This window comes from Streptomyces polyasparticus (genome assembly GCF_014493765.1).
Classification (GTDB): domain Bacteria; phylum Actinomycetota; class Actinomycetes; order Streptomycetales; family Streptomycetaceae; genus Streptomyces; species Streptomyces polyasparticus.
In genome coordinates this window covers 256,197-279,874 of record NZ_JACTVJ010000002.1, presented here as the reverse complement: position 1 = coordinate 279,874, position 23,678 = coordinate 256,197, and the positions used below count along the sequence as shown (strand labels likewise).

The window sequence follows — 23,678 nt, the reverse complement described above, 5'->3', positions numbered from 1 at the left end:
CTGGACGCACTGCCCCGAACCCGGGCTGGAAGACGACAGCGGCACAGCGTAGGTGCCGACGCCGAGAGGTTGTTGGTCGAGTGAGGCGAAGCAAGAACAGTCCCGAGCCGTCGGCACGGGGCAACTTCACCCCGCCCCAGCGGGAGGCCATGGCTCCCGCGCCCATGCCGGGCCCCGACCCCGCGCCGTCCGGCGGCGGGGGACGGATGTCCCCGCGCAACTGGCGTGTGCCCGTACGCCTGAACGCGATTCTCCTCATACCCGCGCTCGTCGCCCTCGTCATGGGCGGCTTCCAGGTGAAGGGCTCCATCGACACCTGGTCCGAGGCGCAGGACGCGGAGAAGACGGCGCTCGTCGTGCGCGCGGCCGCGGACTACAGCCAGGCACTGCTCAACGAGCGTGACCTGTCCGCACCCGACCTGCTGCTCCGCAAGGGCGAGACCGAAGAGGTCAAGACGCTGCGCGAAGCCACCTCCGAGGCCAAGAAGAAGTTCGACGCCGCCGTCGCGGACATGCCGCAGAACCAGGGTCTCGAGCGGCGCCTCAAGCTCTTCAAGGCCAATGAGAGCAACCTCGCGGACATCCGCGACAAGGCCTACACCCGGTCCCAGGACCCGCTGAAGACCGAAGAGGCGTACACCGACGTCCAGCACTTCCTGATGGAGTTCGCCAACGAACTCAGCCTCGGGTCGGGCAACGTGACGAGCTACGGCCGTACCGTCTACGCCGTTTCGCTCGCCAAGGCCTCCGCGTCGCTGCAGCGCGCCATCGGTACGCACATGCTCGTGCGCCCCAACCCGAAGGCCCTGCAGGACCAGCTGCGCCAGCTGTCCACCTACCGCTACCTGGAGAGCATCGCCATCGGCGAGTACGTCTCCGGCGGCTCCGAGGCCGACGTGAAGGCGCTCGAGAGCGAGATGGCCAAGCGTCAGAAGGCCACGGGCGTCGAGGCGGACGGCGACACCGGTCTGCAGAGCCGCCAGTACAGCCCGCTGCCGGCGATGGACATCACGCTGACGAAGATGGCCGCGGCCTTCCAGTCCTCCGACCCCAAGGCGGCTCTCGCCGAGGCCGGTATCGACGCCAAGGTCTGGCAGGAGCTCGGCACCGCCAAGATGGACGGCTACGGCGCCGTCGAGACCAAGCTCATCGACAAGGCCGTGTCCGACGCCGCGCAGATCTCCTCCGACGCCGAGCGCGACGCCTACATCAACGGCGCGATCGTCGTCGTGGCCCTGCTCGCCGCGTTCATCATCGCCGGCCTCATGGCCCGCCAGATGTCCCGCTCGATGCGCCGTCTGCGCACCGCCGCCTTCGACGTCGCCGAGCAGCGCCTGCCGATGCTGGTCGACCAGCTCTCGCGCACCGAGCCCGGCCGAGTCGACACCCGGGTGCAGCCCATCCCGATCACGTCCACCGACGAGATCGGCGAGGTCGCCCGCGCCTTCGACCAGGTCCACCGCGAGGCCGTGCGACTGGCCGCCGAACAGGCCCTGCTCCGCGGCAACATCAACGCGATCTTCACCAACCTGTCGCGCCGCAACCAGTCTCTGATCGAGGGCCAGCTGACCCTGATCACCGACCTGGAGAACAACGAGGCCGACCCGGACCAGCTGGAGAACCTCTTCCGCCTGGACCACCTGGCGACCCGTATGCGCCGCAACGGCGAGAACCTCCTGGTCCTCGCCGGCGAGGAGCCCGGCCGCCGCTGGGACCAGCCGGTCCCGCTCGTCGACGTGCTGCGCGCCGCCTCCTCCGAGGTGGAGCAGTACGAGCGCATCGAGCTCACCGGTGTCCCGGAGGCCGAGATCCACGGCCGCGCCGTGACCGACCTCGTGCACCTGCTCGCCGAGCTCCTGGAGAACGCCACCACGTTCTCCTCGCCGCAGACCAAGGTCCGCGTCACCGCGACCCGGCTGCCCGACGGCCGCATCATGATCGAGATCCACGACAAGGGCATCGGCCTCACCGCCGAGGACTTCGCGGACATCAACCACAAGCTGGCCAACCCGCCGACCGTGGACGCCGCGATCTCCCAGCGCATGGGCCTGTTCGTGGTCGGCCGCCTGGCGGACCGGCACGGCGTCCGCGTCCAGCTGCGCCCCTCGGGCGAGCAGGCCGGCACCACCTCGCTCGTCATGCTCCCGGACGTCATCACCCACGGTGGTGGTGGCTCCCAGCTGCCCGAGAGCGAGTTCACCGTCTCGCAGATGATCCCGCAGCAGCCGTCGTACGAGGCCGCCCCGCTGCGCACCGCCGCCGAGCTCGGCTTCGACGACACCCGCTACGAGCCGGGGGCCCTCACCGAGGAAGCCGTACGCGAGCTCGACCCGGTGGGCCGCTCGCTGATGCGCGAGGAGCGCCGCGCGGCGCTCGAGGCGCAGGCCTCCGACGGCGGCCGCCCGCTCTTCCGCGACGAGGTCGGCCAGGACGGCGAGTACGACCAGCAGGGTACGTACGAGCAGAACGGTACGTACGAGCAGGACGGTTCGTACGAGCAGCAGTACGACCGGAACTACGCGCAGGACCAGAACGGCTACGCACAGCAGGACGGCTACGAACCGGCCGTACAGGGTGCGTACGCGAACCAGGACGGTTACCAGGAATCCGGCTATACGGAACCGGGTTACGGCGACCGCAACGGTGCTCCGCAGGACGGCTACGGCGACTACGCCGGCCAGGGCGACTGGCAGAACCAGGGCGGCTACCAGGAGTCGTACGAGGGTGGGTACGGAGCCGAAACGGAATCCGTTCCGGACGCTCCCGCGGGCGACCGCGACCGCGTAGGCTTCGACCGGCAGAGCACCCAGGGCCCCTCGCCGAGCACCGTCCACGAGACCACCGACGCCGGCCTTCCGCGCCGCGGCACCACCGGCGGCGGCAACGGTCAGCAGTGGGGTGCGGGACAGGGCCAGGGCGGTCTGCCGCAGCGTCCGCTCCCCGGCGGCGCACGGACCGACGGTCCGTCGGCCAACGGTGACAGTGCGGGCGGCAGCGGCAGCGACGACTGGCAGTCCGCCAACGACGCTCGCTGGCAGCGCGCCGAGCAGCTGAAGCAGCCGAGGGCGGGCGGGGTCACCCAGTCCGGCCTCCCGCGCCGGGTGCCCCGGGCCAATCTGGTCGAGGGCACCGCGGAGCAGACCCCGCAGGGCGGCCCCCAGGTCTCCCGCGACCCCGAGGAAGTACGGGGCAGGCTGAGCAACCTGCGCCGCGGCGTGCAGCGTGGCCGCGACGCGGGCAGCGGGCCCTCGAACGACAGCAACGGCCAGGGCTTCGGCTCGGGCAGCAGCAACTACAACCAGGAGCGTTAGTGTGAGCCCGATGAGCCAGGCGGCGCAGAACCTGAACTGGTTGATCACCAACTTCGTGGACAACACCCCCGGGGTGTCGCACACGGTGGTGGTCTCCGCCGACGGACTCCTTCTGGCGATGTCCGAAGGCTTTCCGCGCGACCGCGCCGACCAGCTGGCGGCCGTCGCCTCCGGTCTGACCTCGCTGACCGCGGGGGCCTCCCGGATCTTCGAGGGCGGCAGCGTGAACCAGACCGTTGTGGAGATGGAGCGGGGATTCCTGTTCATCATGTCCATCTCGGACGGTTCCTCGCTCGCCGTTCTTGCACACCCCGAGGCGGACATCGGCCTCATTGGGTACGAGATGGCCCTTTTGGTCGACCGCGCGGGTACGGTCCTCACCCCGGACCTGCGTGCGGAGCTCCAGGGGAGCCTTCTCAACTAACAGACAGGCAGTGCGAATTCGCGTCCCGTGGCCTTAAAGTTTCGGGACGCGGCTCCACATGATGGTTCCGGGTAAGTCGGAGGAGGAAAGCACGTGGCAGGTCCCACACCGCGAGACGGTTCAGCATCGGGCAACTGGTCGTACGGCCAGGGCCAGAACGACCCCTCGCAGAACAACCGCTACAACTTCCCCTCCGCGCCCAGCCACCAGGAGCGGTTCGCACCGCCGCAGCGGCCGCGTGACCCTTACGAGCAGCAGCAGGCGCCCCGGATCCAGCCGGTGCAGCCCCCGTCGCGCTCACCCGAGGCCGCACCCGGCCGCGCCGCGCACAACCCTCTGGTCCGCCCGTACGCCATGACGGGCGGCCGGACCCGGCCGCGTTACCAGCTCGCCATCGAGGCACTGGTGCACACGACCGCGCAGCCGCACCAGCTCCAGGGCCAGTTGCCCGAGCATCAGCGGATCTGCAACCTGTGCCACGAGATCAAGTCGGTCGCCGAGATCTCGGCACTTCTCTCCATCCCCCTCGGCGTGGCCCGGATCCTTGTCGCCGACCTGGCGGAGGCCGGCCTTGTGGCCATCCACCAGCCCGGCGGCGACGAGAACGCCGGCGGCCAGCCTGATGTGACACTGCTCGAAAGGGTGCTCAGTGGACTTCGAAAGCTCTAGCGGCGGTGCGGCCCGCTCCACCACCAGCGCGAAAATCGTGGTGGCAGGCGGGTTCGGCGTGGGCAAGACCACGTTCGTGGGCGCCGTCTCGGAGATCAACCCGCTGCGTACCGAGGCCGTGATGACGTCCGCGTCCGCGGGTATCGACGACTTGACCCACACCGGGGACAAGACGACGACGACCGTGGCGATGGACTTCGGCCGTATCACGCTCGACCAGGACCTGATCCTGTACCTCTTCGGTACGCCCGGTCAGGACCGCTTCTGGTTCATGTGGGACGACCTGGTGCGCGGTGCGATCGGTGCGATCGTGCTCGTGGACACCCGTCGTCTGGCGGACTGCTTCCCGGCCGTGGACTACTTCGAGAACTCCGGTCTGCCGTTCGTCATCGCCCTCAACGGCTTCGACGGCCAGCAGCCGTACCAGCCGGACGAGGTCCGCGAGGCGCTGCAGATCGGTCCCGACACCCCGATCATCACGACCGACGCGCGACACCGTGCGGACGCGAAGTCGGCGCTGATCACGCTGGTCGAGCACGCGCTGATGGCGCGGCTTCGGTAGGTCCTGCCGGGCTGATGCCCGTCGGCCCCGTTCCCCTGGTGGGGGACGGGGCCTTTGCTTTTTCTCCTACGGAGCATCTCCTACGGGGACTTCGCGGGCTTCGGGACCGTCAGCGACGCCACCGCACCGAGCACCGCCCCCGCCGCGATCCACCAGAACACCGCCCGAAGACCATCGGCGGTGGCCACCCGCAGCGCCTCGCCGGTGCGGCCGGCAGTGGACCGTCCGGCGACCGCCACAAGGACCGCGAGGCCCCCGCCCGTCGCGGCCTGCAGGACGGTCGAGGCCATGCCCGATGCGGTGCCCTGCTCGTGCGGGGCGATTCCGGAAGCGGCGGCGATCCACATGGTGTTGAAGGTGATCCCGCAGCCGAGGCCGTAGACCGCGACCCCGGCGAGACCGCCCGCGAACGAGCCGTCGGGACCCGTCGCGAGAGCTGTCAGCGCGGCGCCCGCCCCGCCGAGGGCGAAGCCCGCAACGAGCGCCGACCGCGTCCCGATCCGGGCCACGAGCCGCTCCCCCGCCAGGTTCCCCACGGTGATCGACAGGGTCGGCGTGAGGAAGGCGAGGCCGGTGGCGAGCGCCGAATAGCCCAGCACCAGTTGGTAGAAGAGCGTCAGGAAGTACGGGACCGCCTGCAGCGTCGCCCCGAAGGCGAGGATCGCCAGCATCGCGGGACCCAGGCTCCGGTGCCGGAACAGCCGCAGCGGCATCAGCGGTGCGGCCGTGCGCGCCTCCACGGCGGCGAACGCCGCGAGCAGCAGCGCCGCGGCGCCCGCAGCGCCGAGCACCCCCGGCGAGGTCCAGCCCCACTCGGGGCCCTGCGCCACCGCGAACACGAGGAGCGTGATGCCGGCGGTGCTCAGGACGGCGCCCGGGACGTCGAACGTGGCGCGCTCGCCGCCGAGTCGACCGCCGCGCTCTCCGTCTCCCGCTCCCCCGGGCAGCAGCCGGAACGCGCCGGCCGCGCAGAGCGCCACGAGCGGCACGTTCACGTAGAACACGGCCTCCCAGCCGAACGCCCCCGTCAGAACCCCGCCCGCCAGTGCGCCCAGGCTCAGTCCGGCCGCCCCCGACACCGCCCACACGGTGAGCGCCCGGTTGCGCGCCGGGCCTTCGGCGAACAGCGAGGTCACCAGGGAGAGCGTCGCAGGGAACAGCGCGGCGCCGCCGAGCCCCTGGACCACCCGGGCCGCGATCAACAGCTCCGGCGAGGGCGCGAGTCCGCCGAGCAGAGAGCCGGCCCCGTACAGGAGCAGCCCGGTGACGAACACCCGTCTGCGGCCCACGAGGTCCGCGGCCCGTCCGCCGAGCAGCAGGAAGCCGCCGTAGACGACCGCGTACGCGCTCACCACCCACTGCAGCCCGTGCGGCGAGAAGCCCACCTCGGCGGCGATCTCCGGCAGCGCCACGTAGACGATCGTGAAGTCGAGTGCCGTGATCAGGCCGGCCAGGCCGAGCAGCGCGAGGCGCAGGCCCGGCCGTACCGCGGCCGCCGGCGGACGCATGGTCAGCGTCATGGGTCTCCCCTGGTCATCAAGGTGCCGGCGGGCGGATCCCGCCGTCACCGAGAAGCCTCCGCGCAGGGACCGGCGCCACCCAGCCCCGGCCTGTGCGTACTCAAGCCGTGAGCACCCAGGGCCGGATGGGCGGCAGGCGGGATTACGCTCGCCGCTGTGGACTCCCGTACGGAACTGAGCGCCTTCCTGAAGTCCCGGCGTGCGCGGCTCACCCCGGCCGACGTCGGCCTGCCCGACTACGGCAGCACGCGCCGCGTCGCCGGCCTGCGGCGTGAGGAGCTCGCGCGGATCGCAGGCGTCAGCGTCGCGCACTACACGCGCCTGGAGCAGGGCAACACCCGCAGCGTCTCGAGCAGCGTGCTCGACGCCATCAGCCGGGCGCTGCGCCTGGACGCGCACGAGACGGCCTATGTGCACCGGCTCGCCCGGCACCGGCCCGGCAAGGCGGTCGTGGAAACGTACGCGCCGCCGCGGGTCAGGCCCGCCCTGCAGCATCTGCTCGACTCGATGGAGCACACTCCGGGCCTGATCATCGGTCACCACGCGGATGTGGTCGCCTGGAACCGGGCCGCGGCCGCGCTCTTCGCCGACTTCGCCGCGCTGCCGCCGCAGCGGCGCGACTTCTCCCATCTGCACTTCTTCGACGAGGAGTTCCGGGCGCTGCACGGCGCCGGGTGGCGCGAGGTCGCGCATGCGCATGTCGCCCATCTGCGGGCGCTGACCTCACGGGCCCCGGTCTGTCCCGACCTCCTCGCGCACGTCGACCGGATGCGCCGCGACAGCGCCGAGTTCCGGGCGCTGTGGGCCGACCGGGACGTGGTCGTGGTCTCGCACCGGATCTTCCGGCTGCGGCACCCGCTGGTCGGCGCCCTGGAGCTGGAGGCCGAGCGCGTGGAGCTGCCCGGCGACTGCCACCTCACGGGCATGGACCTCTTCACCGCCGCGCCCGGCTCCCCCACCGACGCCGCCCTGCGCCGGCTCGCGGCCTCCACGGACCGCCGCGCCAGCGCCTCGTAACGAGCGAGAAGTCCCACGGGAACGCACACCGCGCCGATTCCTCGTAGCAGCGGAAACGCACGACGTCCCGCACCCCACCAGGGGTACGGGACGTCGGGAAGCGGAGGGGCTCAGCCCTGCCAGGAGTGCGGCGCCCGGAAACCGGGGGTGCGCTCCAGGCGGCGCCAGCCGGCCTTGTCGCGGCCGCGGGACGGGGCCGGCGCCTCGGGGGCGGCGGCCGCGCGGGCCAGCAGGATCGCCGTGATGGCCGCGAGCTCTTCCGGCTCGGCGTGGCCCTTCTCGACGCGGAGGAGGTTCTCGGCAGGAGAGGTCATGGGGTTCGGATCTCCGTAGGTGATCAGGCAGGAAGTCGGAGGCACCGCGTCACTGCGGCGGGTTGCCGTGCTTACGGGACGGCAGGTCGGCGTGCTTGTTGCGCAGCATCGCCAGCGACGAGATGAGCACCGACCGGGTCTCGGACGGGTCGATGACGTCGTCCACGAGGCCGCGCTCGGCCGCGTAGTACGGGTGCATCAGCTCGGCCTTGTACTCCTTGACCATGCGCGCCCGCATCGCCTCCGGGTCCTCGGCCGCCGCGATCTGCCGACGGAAGATGACGTTGGCGGCACCCTCGGCGCCCATCACCGCGATCTCGTTGGTGGGCCAGGCGTAGGTGAGGTCCGCACCGATGGACTGGGAGTCCATGACGATGTAGGCACCTCCGTACGCCTTGCGCAGGATCAGGGAGATCCGGGGCACGGTCGCGTTGCAGTAGGCGTAGAGCAGCTTGGCGCCGTGGCGGATGATCCCACCGTGCTCCTGGTCGACGCCGGGCAGGAAGCCGGGCACGTCCAAAAGGGTGACGATCGGGATGTTGAAGGCGTCGCACATCTGGACGAAGCGCGCGGCCTTCTCGGAGGCCTCGATGTCGAGGACACCCGCCAGGGTCTGCGGCTGGTTGGCGACGATGCCGACCACCTGACCATCCAAACGCGCGAGGGCACAGACGATATTCCGCGCCCAGCGCTCGTGGATCTCGAGGTAGTCGCCGTCGTCGACGAGCTCCTCGATGACCTTGTGCATGTCGTACGGGCGGTTGCCGTCGGCCGGGACGAGGTCCAGGAGGACGTCCGAGCGGCGGTCCGCCGGGTCCTCGGAGTCGACCGTCGGCGGGTTCTCGCGGTTGTTCGAGGGCAGCATCGAGATCAGGTAGCGGACCTCGGCGATGCAGGTCTCCTCGTCGTCGTACGCGAAGTGCGCGACGCCCGAGGTCTCGGCGTGCACATCCGCGCCGCCGAGCCCGTTCTGCGTGATCTCCTCGCCGGTGACCGCCTTCACGACGTCCGGACCGGTGATGAACATCTGCGAGGTCTCACGGACCATGAACACGAAGTCGGTGAGGGCCGGGCTGTAGGCCGCGCCGCCCGCGCACGGGCCGAGCATGACGCTGATCTGCGGGATCACACCGCTGGCCCGGGTGTTGCGCTGGAAGATGCCGCCGTAGCCGGCGAGCGCGGAGACGCCCTCCTGGATACGGGCGCCGGCGCCGTCGTTGAGGGAGACCAGGGGCGCACCGGCCGCGATGGCCATGTCCATGATCTTGTGGATCTTGGTGGCGTGGGCCTCGCCGAGGGCGCCGCCGAAGATCCGGAAGTCGTGCGCGTAGACGAAGACCGTACGGCCCTCGACCGTGCCCCAGCCGGTGATGACACCATCGGTGTAGGGCTTCTTGTTCTCCAGGCCGAACCCGGTGGCCCGGTGCCGGCGCAGCTGCTCGACCTCCTGGAAGGAGCCCGCGTCCAGGAGCAGCTCGATGCGCTCGCGCGCGGTCAGCTTGCCCTTGGCGTGCTGGGCCTCGGTCGCCTTCTCGCTCGGTCCTGCGACGGCCTTGGCACGGATCGCGTGCAGCTCGGCCACGCGTCCGCGGGCGTCGGTGGGCTCGCCGCCCGAGAGAGCAGCCTCATCCAAAACGGTCATGTAGCGACCTTACGAAGGACCCATGGCGAAACGGTCCGTCGACTTCGCACAGTCTCCGGCCCGTTTTCCTGGTAGCCCCGGACAGAAGCCCACTTCAGTGCAGTGCAACCGACTGCTCAAGGGGTGGCCGCGTTGTAGAGGTCACACAATGGCCCTAGGGAGGGTCGGCCCGCGGGCACGTTACGCCATGCGGGTCGCATCGTGGAGCCCTCCGGCGTAGCTGTTGAAACTTAAACCAAATGGGTCTACTGTCGAAGACATCAGGGACCGGCCCCTCCGACCGGCCCGCACCCTCCCGCCCCCGGCAGACCACCGTGGGCGCGTCCCCCAAGGAGCACCGTCATGGGCATCTTCGGCCGCAAGAACGACACCGAGACCACCTCCGCCCCCGCCCCGGTCAACCCGGAGCTGGCCGGCCTGACCGGCGACTACGCGATCGACCCGGCGCACACCTCGCTCGGTTTCACGGCCCGCCACGCGATGGTCACGAACGTCAAGGGCGCCTTCCTCGACTTCGAGGGCGCCCTGCACCTCGACGGCAGCGACCCCGCCCAGTCCACCGCGTCCATCGACGTGAAGATGGAGAGCATCGAGACCGGCCAGGGCGACCGCGACGGCCACCTCAAGAGCGGCGACTTCTTCGATGTGGAGAAGTTCCCGCTGATGACCTTCCGGTCCACCTCCGCCGAGGCGCTCGGCGGCGAGGACTACCGGATCACCGGCGACCTCACCATCAAGGACGTCACCAAGCCGATCACCATCGACCTGGAGTTCAACGGCGCGGCCAAGGACCCCTTCGGCAACGAGCGCGTGGGCTTCGAGGGCAAGGCCGAGCTGCTCCGCTCGGAGTGGGGCCTGACCTGGAACGCGGCCCTGGAGACGGGTGGCGTGCTGGTCTCCGACAAGATCAAGCTGACCTTCGACATCTCGGCGATCCGCCAGGGCTGATCCCCAAACCCTTGCTGCGGCAGGTCGGTTGACGCAGACTCGCGTGATGCTGATCCACTTCCTGACCCAGTCCGCAGACGGCTACATCGAAGGACCGGACGGAGAGTTCGACTGGCCCCACATGGGGCCCGAACTCTCCGCCTACTCGCAGGCACTCGGCGACAAGGCCGACGCGTTCCTGTACGGGCGCAAGGTGTGGGACATGATGTCCGGCTTCTGGCCGAAGGCCGAGGAGTACTCGGACGACCCGCACGATCTGGCCTTCGCCCCCATCTGGCGCGCGATGCCCAAGTACGTCGTCTCGCGCACGCTCGAGAAGGCGGACTGGAACACCGAGGTGATCTCCACGGACGTGGCCGCCGAGGTCGCCGCGCTCAAGGAGGGCGGCAAGCAGATCATGATGTTCGGCGGCAGCGAGCTGGCCACCGAGCTGACCGACGCCGGTCTGATCGACGAGTGGGTCCTGGTGATCAACCCGGTCTTCCTCGGTGGCGGCAAGCCCGCGTACGGCCCGATGGCCGGGCGCACCCGGCTGCGTCAGGTGGAGTCCCGAGTGATGGACGGGAAAGTGACGCTGCTGCGTTTCGTACGCGAGAACGAAGCCGGATAGGTCCGGGCCAAGCTGCACAAGCGGATCACAGCGGTCCTGTTGTCGGCGCCCCCGAGCGGTGACAAATGTGGACGGCATGACGTCCACCGACGAGATCCACCCCTTCCGCATCGACGTACCTCAGGCCGATCTCGACGACCTGAACGACCGTCTCGCCAGGGCCCGTTGGACCGACGACGGGCCCGGCGAGCCGGGTGAGTACGGGACGAGCACCGATCTGGTGCGGCGGCTCGCCACGTACTGGCGCGACGGCTACGACTGGCGCGCATGGGAAGCGAAGATCAACGCCCATCCGCAGTTCACGACGGAGATCGACGGGCAGCGGATTCACTTTCTGCACGTCCGCTCCCTCGAACCGGACGCCTTCCCGCTGATCCTCACGCACGGCTGGCCCGGCTCCTTCGTGGAGTTCCTCAACGTGATCGGGCCGCTCACCGACCCGGCGGCGCACGGCGGCGACCGCGCGGACGCCTTCCATCTGGTGATCCCGTCCCTCCCCGGCTACGGGTTCTCCGGGCCCACCAAGGACAAGGGCTGGGGCATCACCCGTACGACCAAGGCGTGGGCCGAGCTCATGCGCCGGCTCGGCTACGAGCGGTACGGGGCCGTGGGCAACGACGGCGGGTCCTTCATCTCGCCGCAGCTCGGCCGGATCGACCCCGAGCATGTCGCCGGTGTCCATGTCACCCAGGTGTTCTCGTATCCCTCGGGCGATCCCGCGGAGTTCGAGCGGCTCTCGGACTCCGAGCGGGAGGCGATGGGGATCCTGCAGTGGTTCATGGAGAACAAGATCTCCTTCAACACCCTGCAGTCACAGCAGCCGCAGACGCTGGCGCACGCGCTTGCGGACTCGCCGGTGGGGCTGCTCGGCTGGAATGTGCAGCTCTTCGCGGCCGGTACGCCCGGGGAGGTCGTGCCGGACGACGACTTCATCCTCACGAACGTCGCCCTGTACTGGCTTACGGGGACGGCCGGTTCGGCCATGCGCTTCTACTACGAGATGGCGCACGAGGAGGTGCCGACCACGGGTGGGGCGGCTGCGGAGCCGACGACCGTGCCGCTCGGGGTGGCGTCGTTCGAGGGGGACATGCGGCCGTTCCGTACGTTCGCCGAGCGGGATCACGCGAACATTCGGCAGTGGAATCTGTACAAGGAGCCGGGTGGGCATTACGCGGCCCACCTGGAGCCGGAGGTTCTGTCGCGGGACATCCGGGGGTTCTTCCGCGGGTTGCGGTGAGGGGTGCCGGCTCGGGGGGCGGGGTGGGGGCTCCTGCGGCGGGCTCTTCTCCCCGCCCCGCCCCTTCCCGAAACCGGGGCTCTGCCCCGGACCCCGCATCCGAGCTTCGCTCGGATCTGCTCAAGCGCCGCAGGGGCTGATTTAGAAACCCCCGCCGAAGTCGCCGCCGCCCCCGCCGAAATCTCCGCCTCCGCCGAAGTCGCCGCCGCCGAAACCGCCGCCGAAATCGTCCGTGTTGAAGTCCGAGCCGGAGTCGCCCGCGCCGAGGGAAGGGTCGGAGTAGGCGTAGGCGGGGCTGGACATCATCGAGCCGAGCATCGTGCCGACCAGGAGGCCCGGCAGGATGCCGCCGCCGAAGTAGCCGCCCGCCCACGGGCCGTAGGCCGGGCCCGCGTCGTAGTACGGGCGGCGGCCCTGGTCGGTGTCGACGGTGCGGACCGCCGGGTCCTCGCCGTCGTCGATACGGGCCTTGTCGGCCGCGCACACCGGGACGTCACGGGCCGGGCCGCCGGGCGGTGCCCAGGAGACGTCGGCCACGGACGGTCCGTGCCGGGGGTCGAAGAAGCAGGGCAGCCGGCGCTCGGGAAGGGGCCGGCCCTCGCGGCGCGCGGCCAGGACCGCGAGCGAGTAGCGGCCGTCCTCCAGGGCCTGGGTCACGCCCTTGACGTCCTCGGGGCGCTGGGCCGAGGCCATGATGGATTTGGCGGACTCGTACGAGTCGAGACCCCGCTCGTAGTCCTCGCGCATCGCGTCCGTCGCGCCCTTCTCGCCCGGGTGGAAATCGAGGCGTTCGAGCTCCTCGCCGAAGGCCGTGATGTCCTCGTCGACGACCACGCGCAGCTTGTCGAGCGCGGCCCGCTGCTCCTCGGCCTTCTTGCGCTTGTTGCGCCTGACCAGGGCGTATGCCCCGGCGCCACCGGCCACGGCGACCGCGCCGAGGCCGATCAGGGCGCCGGTCGAGACGCCGTCGTCGGCTGCCGCGCCCCAGGAGGCGGGGGCGCTGCCGTTGGCGTCGCGGGTCGCCGCGTTCACGTACGCGTCGAGACCGGCCGTCTCGCCCAGGGTCTGCAGATTGCGGGTCTCGTTCGAGTTCAGCACCGACGGGTCGGCGCGCACCGAGAAGGTGTCGCCGCGCTGGACGCCGTACACACCGGGGTCGCCGACCGCCGCTCGTAGCGCCTTGAAGTCCTTCGACGTGACCGGGAAGTCCGCCGGCAGCACCGCCAGGAACACCGGTTTGCCCGAGTCCTTGATCTGCTGGGCCAGCTTGTCCGCGTCCGCCGACGACAGCTGCCCGGAGGCCGCCGGGTCCACGTACACCGGACTCTTCTCCAGCGCGTTCGCCACAGTCGAGATGTCCGAAGCGGCCGCAGCCCCGGGTGCCGCCGCGAAGGCGGTTCCCAGGGCCAGCAGCAGTCCGGACAGGGCGACCATGATCCGCCTTGTCCCCTTGATCCGCTTCGTAAGCTTTCTCATACTTCGAAGCTAACTCAGCGGGCCGCCCGATGACGGGCCCGAAGGTGCCGGCGTCCGGCAACCGTAAGGACTACTCCGCGGGCTCGACTCCGGCCCGCAGCAGCCCGTAGGTGTACGCATCCTCCAGGGCCTGCCAGGACGCGGCGATCACGTTGGCCGCGACGCCGACCGTGGACCACTCCCCCTGGCCGTCCGCGGTGGAGATCAGGACGCGGGTGGTGGACTCGGTGCCGTGCCCGCCTTCGAGGATGCGAACCTTGTAGTCGACGAGCTCGAACTTCGCGAGCTGCGGATAGATCCGCTCCAGGCCGCGGCGCAGGGCGTTGTCGAGCGCGTTGACCGGGCCGTTCCCCTCACCGGTGGTGACGATCCGCTCGCCCTTGGCCCACAGCTTCACGGTGGCCTCGTTGGCGTGGGTGCCGTCGGGCAGGTCCTCGACGATGGCGCGCCAGGACTCGACCCGGAAGTAACGGCGGGCGCGGCCCTCGACCTCCTCCCGGAGCAGCAGCTCGAAGGAGGCGTCGGCGGCCTCGTACGTGTAGCCCTTGAGCTCGCGCGCCTTGACCCGCTCGACCACGCGGCCGACCAGTTCGCGGTCGTCGCCGAGGTCGACGCCGAGCTCCTTGCCCTTGAGCTCGACGGAGGCGCGGCCCGCCATGTCGGAGACCAGCATGCGCATGGTGTTGCCGACGAGCTCGGGGTCGATGTGCTGGTAGAGGTCCGGGTCGACCTTGATCGCGGAGGCGTGCAGGCCCGCCTTGTGCGCGAAGGCCGAGACACCCACGTACGGCTGGTGCGTGGAGGGGGTCAGGTTGACGACCTCGGCGATCGCGTGCGAGATCCGGGTCATCTCCTTGAGGGAGCCCTCGGGGAGCACCTTCTTGCCGTACTTGAGCTCGAGCGCGGCGACGACCGGGAAGAGGTTGGCATTGCCGACGCGCTCGCCGTAGCCGTTGGCCGTGCACTGGACGTGGGTCGCGCCCGCGTCCACGGCGGCGAGGGTGTTGGCGACCGCGCAGCCGGTGTCGTCCTGGGCGTGGATGCCGAGCCGGGCGCCGGTGTCGGCGAGCACCGTGCCGACGACGGCCTGGACCTGGGCGGGGAGCATGCCGCCGTTGGTGTCGCAGAGGATGACGACCTGGGCGCCCGCCTCATGCGCCGTACGGACGACGGCCTTCGCGTACGCGGGGTTGGCGCGGTAGCCGTCGAAGAAGTGCTCGCAGTCGACGAAGACCGTGCGGCCCTGCTCGCGCAGGTAGGCGACGGTGTCGGCGATCATCGCGAGGTTCTCGTCGAGGGTGGTGCGCAGCGCGAGTTCGACATGGCGGTCGTGGGACTTGGCGACCAGGGTGATCACCGGGGCGCCGGACGCGAGCAGCGCCCTGACCTGCGGGTCGTCCGCGGCCTTGGCGCCGGCCCTGCGGGTGGCGCCGAAGGCCACGAGCTGGGCGTTCTTGAACGTGATCTCCTCGGCGGCGCGCGCGAAGAACTCGGTGTCGCGGGGGTTGGCGCCCGGCCAGCCGCCCTCGATGAAGCCGACGCCGAACTCGTCCAGGTGCCGTGCGATGGTCAGCTTGTCCGCGACGGTGAGGTTGATGCCCTCGCGCTGCGCGCCGTCGCGCAGCGTCGTGTCGAAGACATGGAAGGCGTCGCGCGGGCCGAAGGGCCCGTCGGTATCTCCGTGCTCGACAGAGGAAGCTTCCGTGGCTCGGTTCATGCTGCTGGCTCCTGATTCGGATCTCGGTCTACCGGAAGGACCGGCTCCGCCGTCCTCCTATGATCCCCGGTGCTCCGTGTCCGGCTGCGGGTGGGCCGGAAAACGAAAAAACCCCTCGCGGGTGCGAGAGGTCTGCGCGCGGGTCGAGGACGACGGTGTCCGCCCGTACGTCGGTAGGTACGGGACGGTCACTGCGGACCGGCGCGCCTGCTGCCAATAATCATGGCGAACGAGAGCACGGTCGCAGTCTTGCACAATCCGGGGCGGCCGCCGCGGGTGTCTCAGGATGCGAACGTCCTTGCCGCGGTGCGGGCTTCGGGCCTTGCTGCGGCGCGGGCTCCAGGTTTCCTCGGCGCAGGCGTCAGGCTCCGCAGCTCCGGCCCCAGCCCCCTCCCGCGCCTCAAGGCCCTCTTGTCCCCCACAGGTCCATACCTCCACACTGCTAGCGCTCCACAGATCTGATCTGTACACGACACCCCACATGTCGGGAGGCAGTACGTGAAGCGCACCCTTGCCCTGGCCGCGGCCCTCGCCGCGTTCCCCCTCACCCTCGGCTCCGCCGCCGTCGCGGCGCCCGAACCCACCCCCACCGCCGCGGTCACGGCCGACGCGGAGACGTATCGGCTGAGCAGCACCCTCAAGAGCGAGCTGGGCGCGCGCAGCGCGGGCAGCTATCTCGACGCCGACGGCGAGCTGGTCACGACGGTGACCAGCGAGGCCGACGCCGCCCTCGTCAGGGCCGAGGGCGCGCGGCCCGAACTGGTCACGCGCAGCGGCGCCGAGCTGCGGTCCGCGCAGCAGGCCGTGCTCGACAAGGCCTCCGTGGCCGGTACGTCGGTGGGCATCGACCCCCGGCGCAACCAGGTGGTCGTGGAGGCCGACTCGACCGTCTCGAAGGCGGAGCTCAGACGGCTGCAGCGGGCGGCCGACGCGCAGGACGGTGCGGTACGGGTCGTCCGTATCGCGGGAGTGTTCAAGGAGGAGGTCGCGGGCGGTGACGCGATCTACGGCGGCGGCTACCGCTGCTCGGCCGCCTTCAACGTCTCCTCCGGCTCCACCCGCTACTTCCTCACGGCCGGCCACTGCACCAACGCGGCCACCGAATGGCGCGCCACCAGCGGCGGCCCGGTGATCGGACAGCGCCACGGCACCAGCTACCCGACCAACGACTACGGCATCGTGCGCTACACCGACGGCTCGGCTCCGGCCGGGAACGTCAACCTCTACAACGGCAGCTACCGGGACATCACTTCGGCCGCCGACCCGGTCGTCGGCCAGGCCGTCAGCAAGAGCGGCTCGACGACGAAGGTCACCTCGGGCACGGTCACGGCGACCAACGTCACGGTCAACTACGGCAGCGGCAACATCGCGTACGGGATGGTCCGTACGACGGTCTGCTCCGCGGGCGGCGACAGCGGCGGCGCCCACTTCTCGGGGTCGACCGCGCTCGGCATCCACTCGGGCAGCGGCGGCTGCAGCGACGGGGTCAACGGCTCGGCGATCTTCCAGCCCGTACGTGAGGCGCTCACGGCGTACGGGGTGAATGTGTACTAGGCGGTACCGGGGGTGCCTGCGTCTCGCTTCGTGTGCGCAGGCACCCTACGGCTTGCCCGCCGCCAGGGACTCGTCCAGGAACTCCCGTACGTGGGTGAGGACTTCGGCCCGGTTCGAGCCCGGCAGGCCGACCGCCACATGGACGGACAGACCGTCGAGGAGGGCGCGCAGGCGGATGGCGAAGCGCTCCGGGTCCAGGGCGCGGAACTCGCCGCGCGAGACGCCCTCGGCGAGCAGCGCGACCAGATCGCGGTGCCAGGCGGACTCGATGGCCACCTGGCGGCGGCCCGCTTCGACGGCGGGGTCCGTGTACGGGGAGCGGTTCCAGACCTCCATCCACAAGGTCCAGTGCGGGTCGCGCGGGCCTTCGGGGACGTAGAGGTCGACGTACGCGTCGAGGCGTTCCCGTACGGAGGAGGGGCCCGAGAGCAGGGCGCGCCGCTCCTCGCCGAGGCGGCCCTCGCTCCACTCCAGGGTCTGCAGGAGCAGCTCGTCCTTGGTCTTGAAGTAGTAGAGGAGATGCCCGCTGCTCATCCCGACCGCACGGCCGAGCGCGGCCATGGTCAGCCGGTCGAGCCCACCGTCGGCAACCATGGCCATGGCGGCGGCGAGCACGTCCTCGCGGGGCGGGGCGTGCTTGCGGGAGCGGGCTGAGGGGCTCATGTCGTCCTGGTCGTCTCGGGGGCGGCGCCGACCGGTTCCGCCCCGGTCCGTGCTGCGGGAGTACGCGATCTCGCCGGGCCTAGGATCGTACGATGATCCGCCGCCTCGGATGTGTTCTCGCGCCGCTCCTCGGGGCGTTGGCCGCGCTCTGCGGTGTCGCCCTGGTGTCCCGGATGTGGGCGGCCTGCGATGTCGGCGTCGGCGCGGGGGCGAACGCGGGGGCGCTTCTGCTGCTCGCCGTCCCGCTGTTCCTCGTCACGTCGGCCGGCTCGGCCCTGACCGTGGCCGCGGTCGGGCGGCGCAGCGGGGCCCTGGCCCTCGCCGGGTCCGTGGCTGTCACGCTGCTCGCCATCTGGCTGTTCGTCGCCCTCCTGCACAGCCCCGGAGACTATCCGGCGCCCGTGTGTGCGCCGGACAACCTGCCTCCGTGGTGGCCGGGGTGGCTGCCCGTGTGAGCGGGCGGCTCAGCCCCCGGTCCGCGGCTGCTGCTGCGTGATGCAGTGGATGCCGCCGCCGCCCGCGAAGATCGTGCGGGCGTCGACCGGGGTGACCGTGCGGTCGGGGAAGAGGCGGCGGAAGGTGCCCGCCGCGAGTTCGTCGCGCGGGTCGTCGAAGGCGCAGAGGACGACGCCGCCGTTGCAGAGGTAGTGGTTGATGTAGGAGTAGTCGGCCCAGCCGCCCTCCTCGTCGCGGGTCTTCGTCGGGGCCGGGATCTCGACGACCTCGATACGGCGGCCCTTGGCGTCGGTCTGCGTGCGCAGGAACTCGACGTTCTCGCGGCACAGTTCGTGGTCGGGGTGCGCGGGGTCGGGCTGCGTGTGGGCCACGATCACGCCGGGGCCGGCGAAGGCCGCGACGATGTCGACGTGGCCGAGCGTGCCGAAGCCGTGCGGCGGGTAGTCGGCGGTCAGGCCGCGCTTGAGCCAGATGGCCTTGGTCGTGCCGAGCTTGGCGTGGATCTCCGCCTCGACCTGCTCGCGCGACCAGCCCGGGTTGCGCTCCGGGCCCAGCTGCACCGTCTCGGTGAGCAGCACCGTGCCCTCGCCGTCGACGTGGATGCCGCCGCCCTCGTTCACCAGAGGACTGCTGTGCACGGGTACGCCGGCGAGATCGGCCACGTACGAGGCGATCTTGGAGTCGTGCTCCCAGCTCGCCCAGTCCTGGGCGCCCCAGCCGTTGAACACCCAGTCCACGGCGGCCAGTTCACCGTCCGCGGAGACCACGAACGTCGGGCCGATGTCGCGCATCCACGCGTCGTCCAGCTCACGCTCGACCAGGTCGATGTCCGGGCCGAGCAGGGCGCGGGCGGAGTCCGCCTGGCCTGGGCCGTGCACCACGGTGACCGGTTCGAAGCGGCGAACGGCGCGGGCCACCGATGCCCAGGCCTCGCGGGATTCGGCGAGCTCCTCGGCGGAGGCGAAGGTGGTGTTGGGGCCGGGCCAGGCCATCCAGGTGCGCTCGTGCGGGGCCCATTCGGCGGGCATACGGAAGGTCATCGTTCTCAGCTCACAGGAAGTAGAGGCGGTTCAGGGATACGGAGTCGGCGGGGTCCGAGCGCATGGGCCGGCCGTCGAGGGTGACGAGGCCGCTGCGGGCGTCCACGTCGACGGCGCCGATACGGGAGTTGAGGAGCAGGTCGCCCGGGCCGATGCCGCGCGTGCCGCGCACGCCGACCCTGCGCCTGCGCGTGGGCATCCGGTCGCCTTCCAGCGCGGCGGCCGCCTGCGAGACGAAGGCCACCGAGAGGTCGGCCGCCGTGGCGCCGTGCGCACCGAACTGCGGTCCCAGGACGAGGGGTTCGCAGGTGTCGGTGGCCGCGTTCGGGTCGCCGGTGACCCCGTACGCGGGGAAGCCGGACTTGAGGACGAGCTGGGGCTTCGCGCCGAAGAAGGCCGGCTGCCAGAGCACGATGTCCGCCATCTTTCCGACCTCGATCGAACCGATCTCGTGCGCGAGACCGTGGGCGATCGCCGGGTTGATGGTGAGCTTGGCGATGTAGCGCAGGACGCGCGCGTTGTCGTCGTGCGCGCCGTCGCCCTCCAGCGGGCCGAGCTCCGCCTTCATCTTGCCCGCCATCGCGAACGTACGGCGGACCGTCTCGCCCGCCCGTCCCATGCCCTGCGCGTCGGAGGAGGTGATGCCGATCGCACCCAGGTCGTGCAGGACGTCCTCGGCACCCATCGTGCCGGCGCGGATCCGGTCGCGGGCCATGGCGGCGTCGCCCGGCAGGTCGGTCTTGAGGTCGTGGACCGAGACGATCATCCCGTAGTGCTCGGCGACCGCGTCGCGGCCGAAGGGCAGGGTGGGGTTGGTGGAGGAGCCGATGACGTTCGGGACGCCCGCCATCTTCAGGACGTTGGGGACGTGGCCGCCGCCGCAGCCCTCGATGTGGAAGGCGTGGATGGTGCGGCCGTCGAGCACGCGCAGGGTGTCCTCAACGGACAGGCACTCGTTCAACCCGTCGCTGTGCAGGGCGACTTGGACGTCGTACTCCTCGGCGACCCGCAGCGCCGTGTCGAGCGCGCGGGTGTGCGCGCCCATGTCCTCGTGCACCTTGAAGCCGGAGGCGCCGCCCTCGGCCAGGGCCTCGGTGAGGGGTGCCGGGTCGGAGGACGAACCGCGCGCCAGGAAGCCGATGTTGACCGGCCAGGCGTCGAAGGCGTTGAAGGCGTGCTTGAGGGCCCAGGGCGAGTTGACGCCGACGCCCCACACCGGGCCGAACTCCTGGCCGATGACCGTGGTCACGCCGGAGGCGAGCGAGGCCTCCATGATGCGCGGGGACAGCAGGTGGACGTGGGTGTCGACGGCTCCGGCGGTGGCGATCATGCCCTCGCCGGAGACGATCGAGGTGCCGGTGCCGACCACGACCTCCACGCCGTCGAGCGTGTCGGGGTTGCCCGCCCGCCCGATCGCGTGGATGCGGCCCTCGCGGATGCCGATCGAGGTCTTGCGGATGCCCTGCACGGCGTCGATCACCAGCACATTGCTGATCACGACATCGCAGGTCTCTCTGACGGCGGCCGCCTTGAGATGCAGCCCGTCGCGGGCGGTCTTGCCGAAACCGGCGAGGAACTCGTCGCCGTACGCCTGGGAGTCGGACTCCACGCGCACGACGAGGCCGCTGTCGCCGAGGACGACGCGGTCGCCGGCGCGGGGGCCGTGCGTGGCCGCGTACTCCTGCGGGGTCAGCCGGCGGGCTTCGGCGGGGTGTCCTCCGGGACGGCTCATCGCCCGGCCTCCTCTTCCTTCGGGTCGGCTGCGGGGCCGTGGGTGCCGGTGGCGCCGCGCTCGTCCAGGGGTTCGGCTCCGAGATAGCCGCAGGCGGCGGCGCGGCGCAGCGCCTCCTCGCGGGCGCCGGGCGCGTCGAGCGGCCCGTCGACCAGGCCCGCGAACCCGATCGCGATCCGCTCGCCACCGATCGGCACGAGTCCGATCTCGGCCGACTCGCCGGGCCCGAACCGTACGGACGCCCCGGCCGGGATCGCGAGCCGCATGCCGTACGCCGTGGCGCGGTCGAAGTCGAGCCGCGGGTTGGCCTCGAAGAAGTGGAAGTGCGAGGTGATGCTGACGGGGACGGACGCGGTGTTGCGTACGGGGATACGGACGGCCGGCGCGGGCTCTTCGTGGGCGGGGCCGGGCAGGACCGCACCCGGCGCCTCGGGGCCCAGCGATCCTCCGGCCAGCGGGTCGGAGACCACCGCGAGCCGCGAGCCGTCGTCGAAGACGGCCTCCACATGCACCTCGGTCACCACGTCCGTGACGCCCGGCAGGACGTCGTCAGGACCGAGCACGGACCTGGCCCGCTCGATCGCCTCGGCCAGGCGCAGACCGTCACGGGCCGCCTCGCACACGGTGTCGGCGATCAGCGCGGTGGCCTCGGGGACGTTGAGTCTCAGGCCGCGGGCCCGGCGGGCGCGGGCCAGCTCGGCGGCGCCGAACAGGAGCAGGCGGTCGCGTTCGGTGGGGGTGAGTCGCATGGCCGGGCGCTCCCTCGATCAGGTTTAGAGCTTCACTCTAAACCGACACTTCCATGAACGGAAACATTGACCTGCGAGCTTGATGTCCGTCACATTCTTGGGAGCCGCCGCTTTGAGCGGCACTCAAACCATGCGCCACGACCGCAAGGGGAGCCCGCCCATGCCGATAGAACAGCGCGGAGTCGACACCATCCCGGAGGAGAGGGGGGTACCTCCCCGCTCGAACGAAGTTGAGCGCTAGGGGGAGGGCGAGCGGTCCGCGCGACCTGATCTCGATCCTGCTCGGCTCCAACCTCTGCCTCGGCGTGATCGTCTTCGGCTGGCTGCCGCCGTCCTTCGGGCTCGGCTGGTGGGCGTCGGTGTCGGCGATCGTGGCGGGCACGGCGGTGGGCGTCGCGGTCACCGCACCGCTGGCACTCGTGTCCCTGCGGACGGCGACGAACCTCTCCACGTCGAGCGGCGCGGCCTTCGGTGTACGGGGACGGCTCATCGGCTCCGTCGTAGGGCTGCTTCTGTCCATCGGCTACACGGCGCTGACGCTGTGGATCGGCGGGGACGTCATGATCGGCACGCCGGCGCGGCTGACCGGACTGCCGGACAGCGGCCCGGTGCACGGCCTCGTCTACGCGCTGCTCGCGGGCGCGACCGTGCTCGCGGCGGTCTACGGCTACCAGCCTCCTGCTCCGCCTCTCGAAGGTGCTCGCCCTCGGCATGACGGCCCTGCTCCTGCTCGGACTGTTCGCGTACGCGGGCGAGTTCACCACGGCCGCACCGCCCGACACCCCGTATCTCCTGGGCTCCTTCTGGCCGACCTGGGCCCTGGCCGCAGTCGCGGCGGGGCTCAGCGGACCGGTCGCCTTCATCACCCTCCTCGGCGACTACACCCGCTACATCTCCCCGGCCCGCCACTCCTCCCGCTCGGTCCTGCGGGCCACCTGCGTGGGCCTGACCGTGGGTCTTCTCCTGCCCCAACTCTTCGGCACCTTCACGGCGTTGGCGGCCCGCGCGGGCCTCGACTACGCGGGCCCGCTGGTGGACGCGGCGCCCGGCTGGTACCTGCTGCCGCTGCTGCTCGCGGCGACGGCGGGCTCGGTGGGCAACGCCGGTCTGATGCTGTACTCGATGGGCCTCGACCTGGACGCGATCGTGCCGCGCGCGTCCCGCGTACGGGCGACGGCTCTGGTCGCCGTCGTCGCCACGGGCTTCGTCTTCGCGGGGCACTTCGCCTGGGACGCGCAGTCGGCGATGACCTCGTTCGTGCTGCTGCTCACGGCGGTGGGCACGCCCTGGGCGGTGATCACGCCGATCGCGCACGTCCGGCTCGGCGGCTCCTACGACCCGGAGGCCCTCCAGGTCTTCAACCGGCGCTCGCGGGGCGGGGCTTACTGGTTCCGGTCCGGCTGGGAGCCGCGGGCCGCCTTCGCCTGGGCGGCGGGCGCGGCGGTCGGGCTTGCGGCGGTGTCGACGCCTCTGTACGAGGGGGTGCTGCTGGGGCTGACCGGCGAGGTGGACTGCAGCTTTGTGTTGTCGGGGGTGGTGGGTGGGGTGGTGTACGTGGCGCTGCGGCCGCGCGGCGGTCAGGCCCCCTCGGCTCCTTCGGCCTCCTCGGCCAGCCGCCAGGAGCGCGCCTCGGTGTCGTAGCGGAGGGTGCCGCGGATCAGGTTCAGGTCCAGGGCGGCGAGTTGCCGGTACGCCTCGTCGCCGAGGTCGGGGGTGAGGTGGGCGCGGACGCCGGTTTCGGTGTCCTGCACGGCGACGGGGCGCGACGCCGTCCGCCGGATCGCATCCTTGAGCTTCCGGTACGCGTCGTCGGCGAGCTTGCCGCCGAGGCTGCCGAGGAAGGCGTGCAGGGGGAGGGTGATGAGGATGAGGAGTTCCAGGCTTCTTTGTACGGGGACGGCTTTGACCTGGACGGTGAGACCGAGGCCCTGGAGGGCCTCGACGAGGGGTTGCTCGGTGCCGGGGGCGTCCTGTTCGGGGATGAAGAGGGCGGCTCGGTGCGGGGGCTCGGCTGTCATGTCCGCCTTCCGTCAAGGG

Annotated in this window: 20 protein-coding genes and 1 pseudogene; 11 read left to right on the top strand and 10 right to left on the bottom strand. The window is 71.0% G+C overall.

Features of this window, described 5'->3' with window-relative positions; genetic code table 11:
- Positions 1–80: 80 nt before the first annotated feature.
- From H9Y04_RS03280 to H9Y04_RS03265, 4 genes are all read left to right on the top strand, one after another.
- Positions 81–3,311, top strand: coding sequence for a sensor histidine kinase (locus tag H9Y04_RS03280; protein WP_438818067.1), 3,231 nt, complete (start codon positions 81–83; stop codon positions 3,309–3,311).
- Between the two features lie 10 nt (positions 3,312–3,321).
- The gene (locus H9Y04_RS03275) at positions 3,322–3,735 is read left to right on the top strand and encodes a roadblock/LC7 domain-containing protein (protein ID WP_004983065.1); all 414 of its coding nucleotides are present in this window, start codon (positions 3,322–3,324) and stop codon (positions 3,733–3,735) included.
- A 93-nt stretch (positions 3,736–3,828) separates the two neighbouring features.
- Positions 3,829–4,404 carry a DUF742 domain-containing protein gene (locus H9Y04_RS03270; RefSeq protein WP_187812090.1) on the top strand — a complete coding sequence of 192 codons (576 nt, stop codon included), beginning with the start codon at positions 3,829–3,831 and terminating at the stop codon, positions 4,402–4,404.
- On the top strand, positions 4,385–4,966 hold the full coding sequence (locus H9Y04_RS03265; RefSeq protein ID WP_093607982.1) for a GTP-binding protein: 582 nt from the start codon (positions 4,385–4,387) through the stop codon (positions 4,964–4,966). The genes H9Y04_RS03270 and H9Y04_RS03265 overlap by 20 nt, the downstream gene beginning before the upstream one ends.
- A gap of 80 nt (positions 4,967–5,046) precedes the next feature.
- On the opposite strand, the gene H9Y04_RS03260 is transcribed toward H9Y04_RS03265, so the two are convergent.
- The gene (locus H9Y04_RS03260; RefSeq protein ID WP_236070555.1) at positions 5,047–6,486 is read right to left on the bottom strand and encodes an MFS transporter; all 1,440 of its coding nucleotides are present in this window, start codon (positions 6,484–6,486) and stop codon (positions 5,047–5,049) included.
- Positions 6,487–6,642: 156 nt separating this feature from the next.
- On the opposite strand from H9Y04_RS03260, the gene H9Y04_RS03255 reads away from it, so the two are divergent.
- Positions 6,643–7,503 (top strand): helix-turn-helix domain-containing protein, encoded by an 861-nt coding sequence (locus H9Y04_RS03255; RefSeq protein ID WP_308800846.1) that lies wholly within the window; start codon positions 6,643–6,645, stop codon positions 7,501–7,503.
- A 110-nt stretch (positions 7,504–7,613) separates the two neighbouring features.
- Here H9Y04_RS03255 and H9Y04_RS03250 read toward each other — a convergent pair whose 3' ends face one another.
- Together H9Y04_RS03250 and H9Y04_RS03245 are read right to left on the bottom strand one after the other, a co-directional pair.
- On the bottom strand, positions 7,614–7,817 hold the full coding sequence (locus H9Y04_RS03250; protein ID WP_165332558.1) for an acyl-CoA carboxylase subunit epsilon: 204 nt from the start codon (positions 7,815–7,817) through the stop codon (positions 7,614–7,616).
- 49 nt (positions 7,818–7,866) lie between these two features.
- Entirely contained in the window at positions 7,867–9,459 is a 1,593-nt protein-coding gene (locus tag H9Y04_RS03245) for an acyl-CoA carboxylase subunit beta (RefSeq protein WP_187812089.1), read from the bottom strand.
- A 342-nt stretch (positions 9,460–9,801) separates the two neighbouring features.
- Between H9Y04_RS03245 and H9Y04_RS03240 the strand changes: the two genes are divergently transcribed.
- The 3 genes from H9Y04_RS03240 to H9Y04_RS03230 all read left to right on the top strand — a co-directional run bounded on the left by H9Y04_RS03240 (position 9,802) and on the right by H9Y04_RS03230 (position 12,254).
- Positions 9,802–10,407, top strand: coding sequence for a YceI family protein (locus H9Y04_RS03240; RefSeq protein WP_187812088.1), 606 nt, complete (start codon positions 9,802–9,804; stop codon positions 10,405–10,407).
- 46 nt (positions 10,408–10,453) lie between these two features.
- Entirely contained in the window at positions 10,454–11,017 is a 564-nt protein-coding gene (locus H9Y04_RS03235; RefSeq protein WP_187812087.1) for a dihydrofolate reductase family protein, read from the top strand.
- Between the two features lie 76 nt (positions 11,018–11,093).
- Positions 11,094–12,254 (top strand): epoxide hydrolase family protein, encoded by a 1,161-nt coding sequence (locus H9Y04_RS03230; RefSeq protein WP_187812086.1) that lies wholly within the window; start codon positions 11,094–11,096, stop codon positions 12,252–12,254.
- Between the two features lie 141 nt (positions 12,255–12,395).
- Here the strand turns inward: H9Y04_RS03230 and H9Y04_RS03225 are convergent, their stop codons facing one another.
- Together H9Y04_RS03225 and cimA are read right to left on the bottom strand one after the other, a co-directional pair.
- The gene (locus tag H9Y04_RS03225) at positions 12,396–13,730 is read right to left on the bottom strand and encodes a hypothetical protein (protein WP_187812085.1); all 1,335 of its coding nucleotides are present in this window, start codon (positions 13,728–13,730) and stop codon (positions 12,396–12,398) included.
- A gap of 70 nt (positions 13,731–13,800) precedes the next feature.
- Entirely contained in the window at positions 13,801–15,447 is a 1,647-nt protein-coding gene (gene cimA, locus H9Y04_RS03220) for a citramalate synthase (protein WP_236070554.1), read from the bottom strand.
- A 498-nt stretch (positions 15,448–15,945) separates the two neighbouring features.
- On the opposite strand from cimA, the gene H9Y04_RS03215 reads away from it, so the two are divergent.
- On the top strand, positions 15,946–17,001 hold the full coding sequence (locus tag H9Y04_RS03215) for a S1 family peptidase (protein WP_187812084.1): 1,056 nt from the start codon (positions 15,946–15,948) through the stop codon (positions 16,999–17,001).
- Positions 17,002–17,046: 45 nt separating this feature from the next.
- On the opposite strand, the gene H9Y04_RS03210 is transcribed toward H9Y04_RS03215, so the two are convergent.
- A complete protein-coding gene (locus H9Y04_RS03210) occupies positions 17,047–17,664 on the bottom strand; it encodes a TetR/AcrR family transcriptional regulator (protein ID WP_187812083.1) in 618 nt (205 codons plus the stop codon).
- A gap of 92 nt (positions 17,665–17,756) precedes the next feature.
- Between H9Y04_RS03210 and H9Y04_RS03205 the strand changes: the two genes are divergently transcribed.
- The gene (locus H9Y04_RS03205; RefSeq protein ID WP_187812082.1) at positions 17,757–18,119 is read left to right on the top strand and encodes a hypothetical protein; all 363 of its coding nucleotides are present in this window, start codon (positions 17,757–17,759) and stop codon (positions 18,117–18,119) included.
- Between the two features lie 9 nt (positions 18,120–18,128).
- Here H9Y04_RS03205 and H9Y04_RS03200 read toward each other — a convergent pair whose 3' ends face one another.
- The 3 genes from H9Y04_RS03200 to ureA are packed head-to-tail and all read right to left on the bottom strand — an operon-like array spanning position 18,129 to position 21,641.
- Complete coding sequence (locus H9Y04_RS03200) at positions 18,129–19,160, bottom strand: agmatine deiminase family protein (protein WP_187812081.1); 1,032 nt, start codon at positions 19,158–19,160, stop codon at positions 18,129–18,131.
- A gap of 10 nt (positions 19,161–19,170) precedes the next feature.
- Positions 19,171–20,892 carry an urease subunit alpha gene (locus tag H9Y04_RS03195; protein ID WP_187812080.1) on the bottom strand — a complete coding sequence of 574 codons (1,722 nt, stop codon included), beginning with the start codon at positions 20,890–20,892 and terminating at the stop codon, positions 19,171–19,173.
- Positions 20,889–21,641: an urease subunit gamma gene (ureA, locus tag H9Y04_RS03190; RefSeq protein WP_236070553.1), complete on the bottom strand. Its 753-nt coding sequence runs from the start codon at positions 21,639–21,641 to the stop codon at positions 20,889–20,891. Before ureA ends, H9Y04_RS03195 begins: the two co-directional genes overlap by 4 nt.
- Positions 21,642–21,801: 160 nt before the next feature.
- Between ureA and H9Y04_RS03185 the strand changes: the two are divergent.
- Positions 21,802–23,282, top strand: a pseudogene (locus H9Y04_RS03185) (cytosine permease).
- Here H9Y04_RS03185 and H9Y04_RS03180 read toward each other — a convergent pair.
- On the bottom strand, positions 23,219–23,659 hold the full coding sequence (locus H9Y04_RS03180) for a hypothetical protein (RefSeq protein WP_187812079.1): 441 nt from the start codon (positions 23,657–23,659) through the stop codon (positions 23,219–23,221). The pseudogene H9Y04_RS03185 and the gene H9Y04_RS03180 sit on opposite strands and share 64 nt — an antisense overlap.
- Positions 23,660–23,678 lie beyond the last annotated feature (19 nt).

Bases quoted from the DNA above. Each gene is read 5' to 3' on its own strand.
- H9Y04_RS03275 (WP_004983065.1), top strand. From the start codon at position 3,322: ATGAGCCAGGCGGCGCAGAACCTGAACTGGTTGATCACCAACTTCGTG.
- H9Y04_RS03260 (WP_236070555.1), bottom strand. From the start codon at position 6,486: ATGACGCTGACCATGCGTCCGCCGGCGGCCGCGGTACGGCCGGGCCTG.
- H9Y04_RS03250 (WP_165332558.1), bottom strand. From the start codon at position 7,817: ATGACCTCTCCTGCCGAGAACCTCCTCCGCGTCGAGAAGGGCCACGCC.
- H9Y04_RS03245 (WP_187812089.1), bottom strand. From the start codon at position 9,459: ATGACCGTTTTGGATGAGGCTGCTCTCTCGGGCGGCGAGCCCACCGAC.
- H9Y04_RS03240 (WP_187812088.1), top strand. From the start codon at position 9,802: ATGGGCATCTTCGGCCGCAAGAACGACACCGAGACCACCTCCGCCCCC.
- H9Y04_RS03235 (WP_187812087.1), top strand. From the start codon at position 10,454: ATGCTGATCCACTTCCTGACCCAGTCCGCAGACGGCTACATCGAAGGA.
- H9Y04_RS03230 (WP_187812086.1), top strand. From the start codon at position 11,094: ATGACGTCCACCGACGAGATCCACCCCTTCCGCATCGACGTACCTCAG.
- H9Y04_RS03225 (WP_187812085.1), bottom strand. From the start codon at position 13,730: ATGAGAAAGCTTACGAAGCGGATCAAGGGGACAAGGCGGATCATGGTC.
- cimA (WP_236070554.1), bottom strand. From the start codon at position 15,447: ATGAACCGAGCCACGGAAGCTTCCTCTGTCGAGCACGGAGATACCGAC.
- H9Y04_RS03210 (WP_187812083.1), bottom strand. From the start codon at position 17,664: ATGAGCCCCTCAGCCCGCTCCCGCAAGCACGCCCCGCCCCGCGAGGAC.
- H9Y04_RS03205 (WP_187812082.1), top strand. From the start codon at position 17,757: ATGATCCGCCGCCTCGGATGTGTTCTCGCGCCGCTCCTCGGGGCGTTG.
- H9Y04_RS03200 (WP_187812081.1), bottom strand. From the start codon at position 19,160: ATGACCTTCCGTATGCCCGCCGAATGGGCCCCGCACGAGCGCACCTGG.
- H9Y04_RS03195 (WP_187812080.1), bottom strand. From the start codon at position 20,892: ATGAGCCGTCCCGGAGGACACCCCGCCGAAGCCCGCCGGCTGACCCCG.
- ureA (WP_236070553.1), bottom strand. From the start codon at position 21,641: ATGCGACTCACCCCCACCGAACGCGACCGCCTGCTCCTGTTCGGCGCC.
- H9Y04_RS03180 (WP_187812079.1), bottom strand. From the start codon at position 23,659: ATGACAGCCGAGCCCCCGCACCGAGCCGCCCTCTTCATCCCCGAACAG.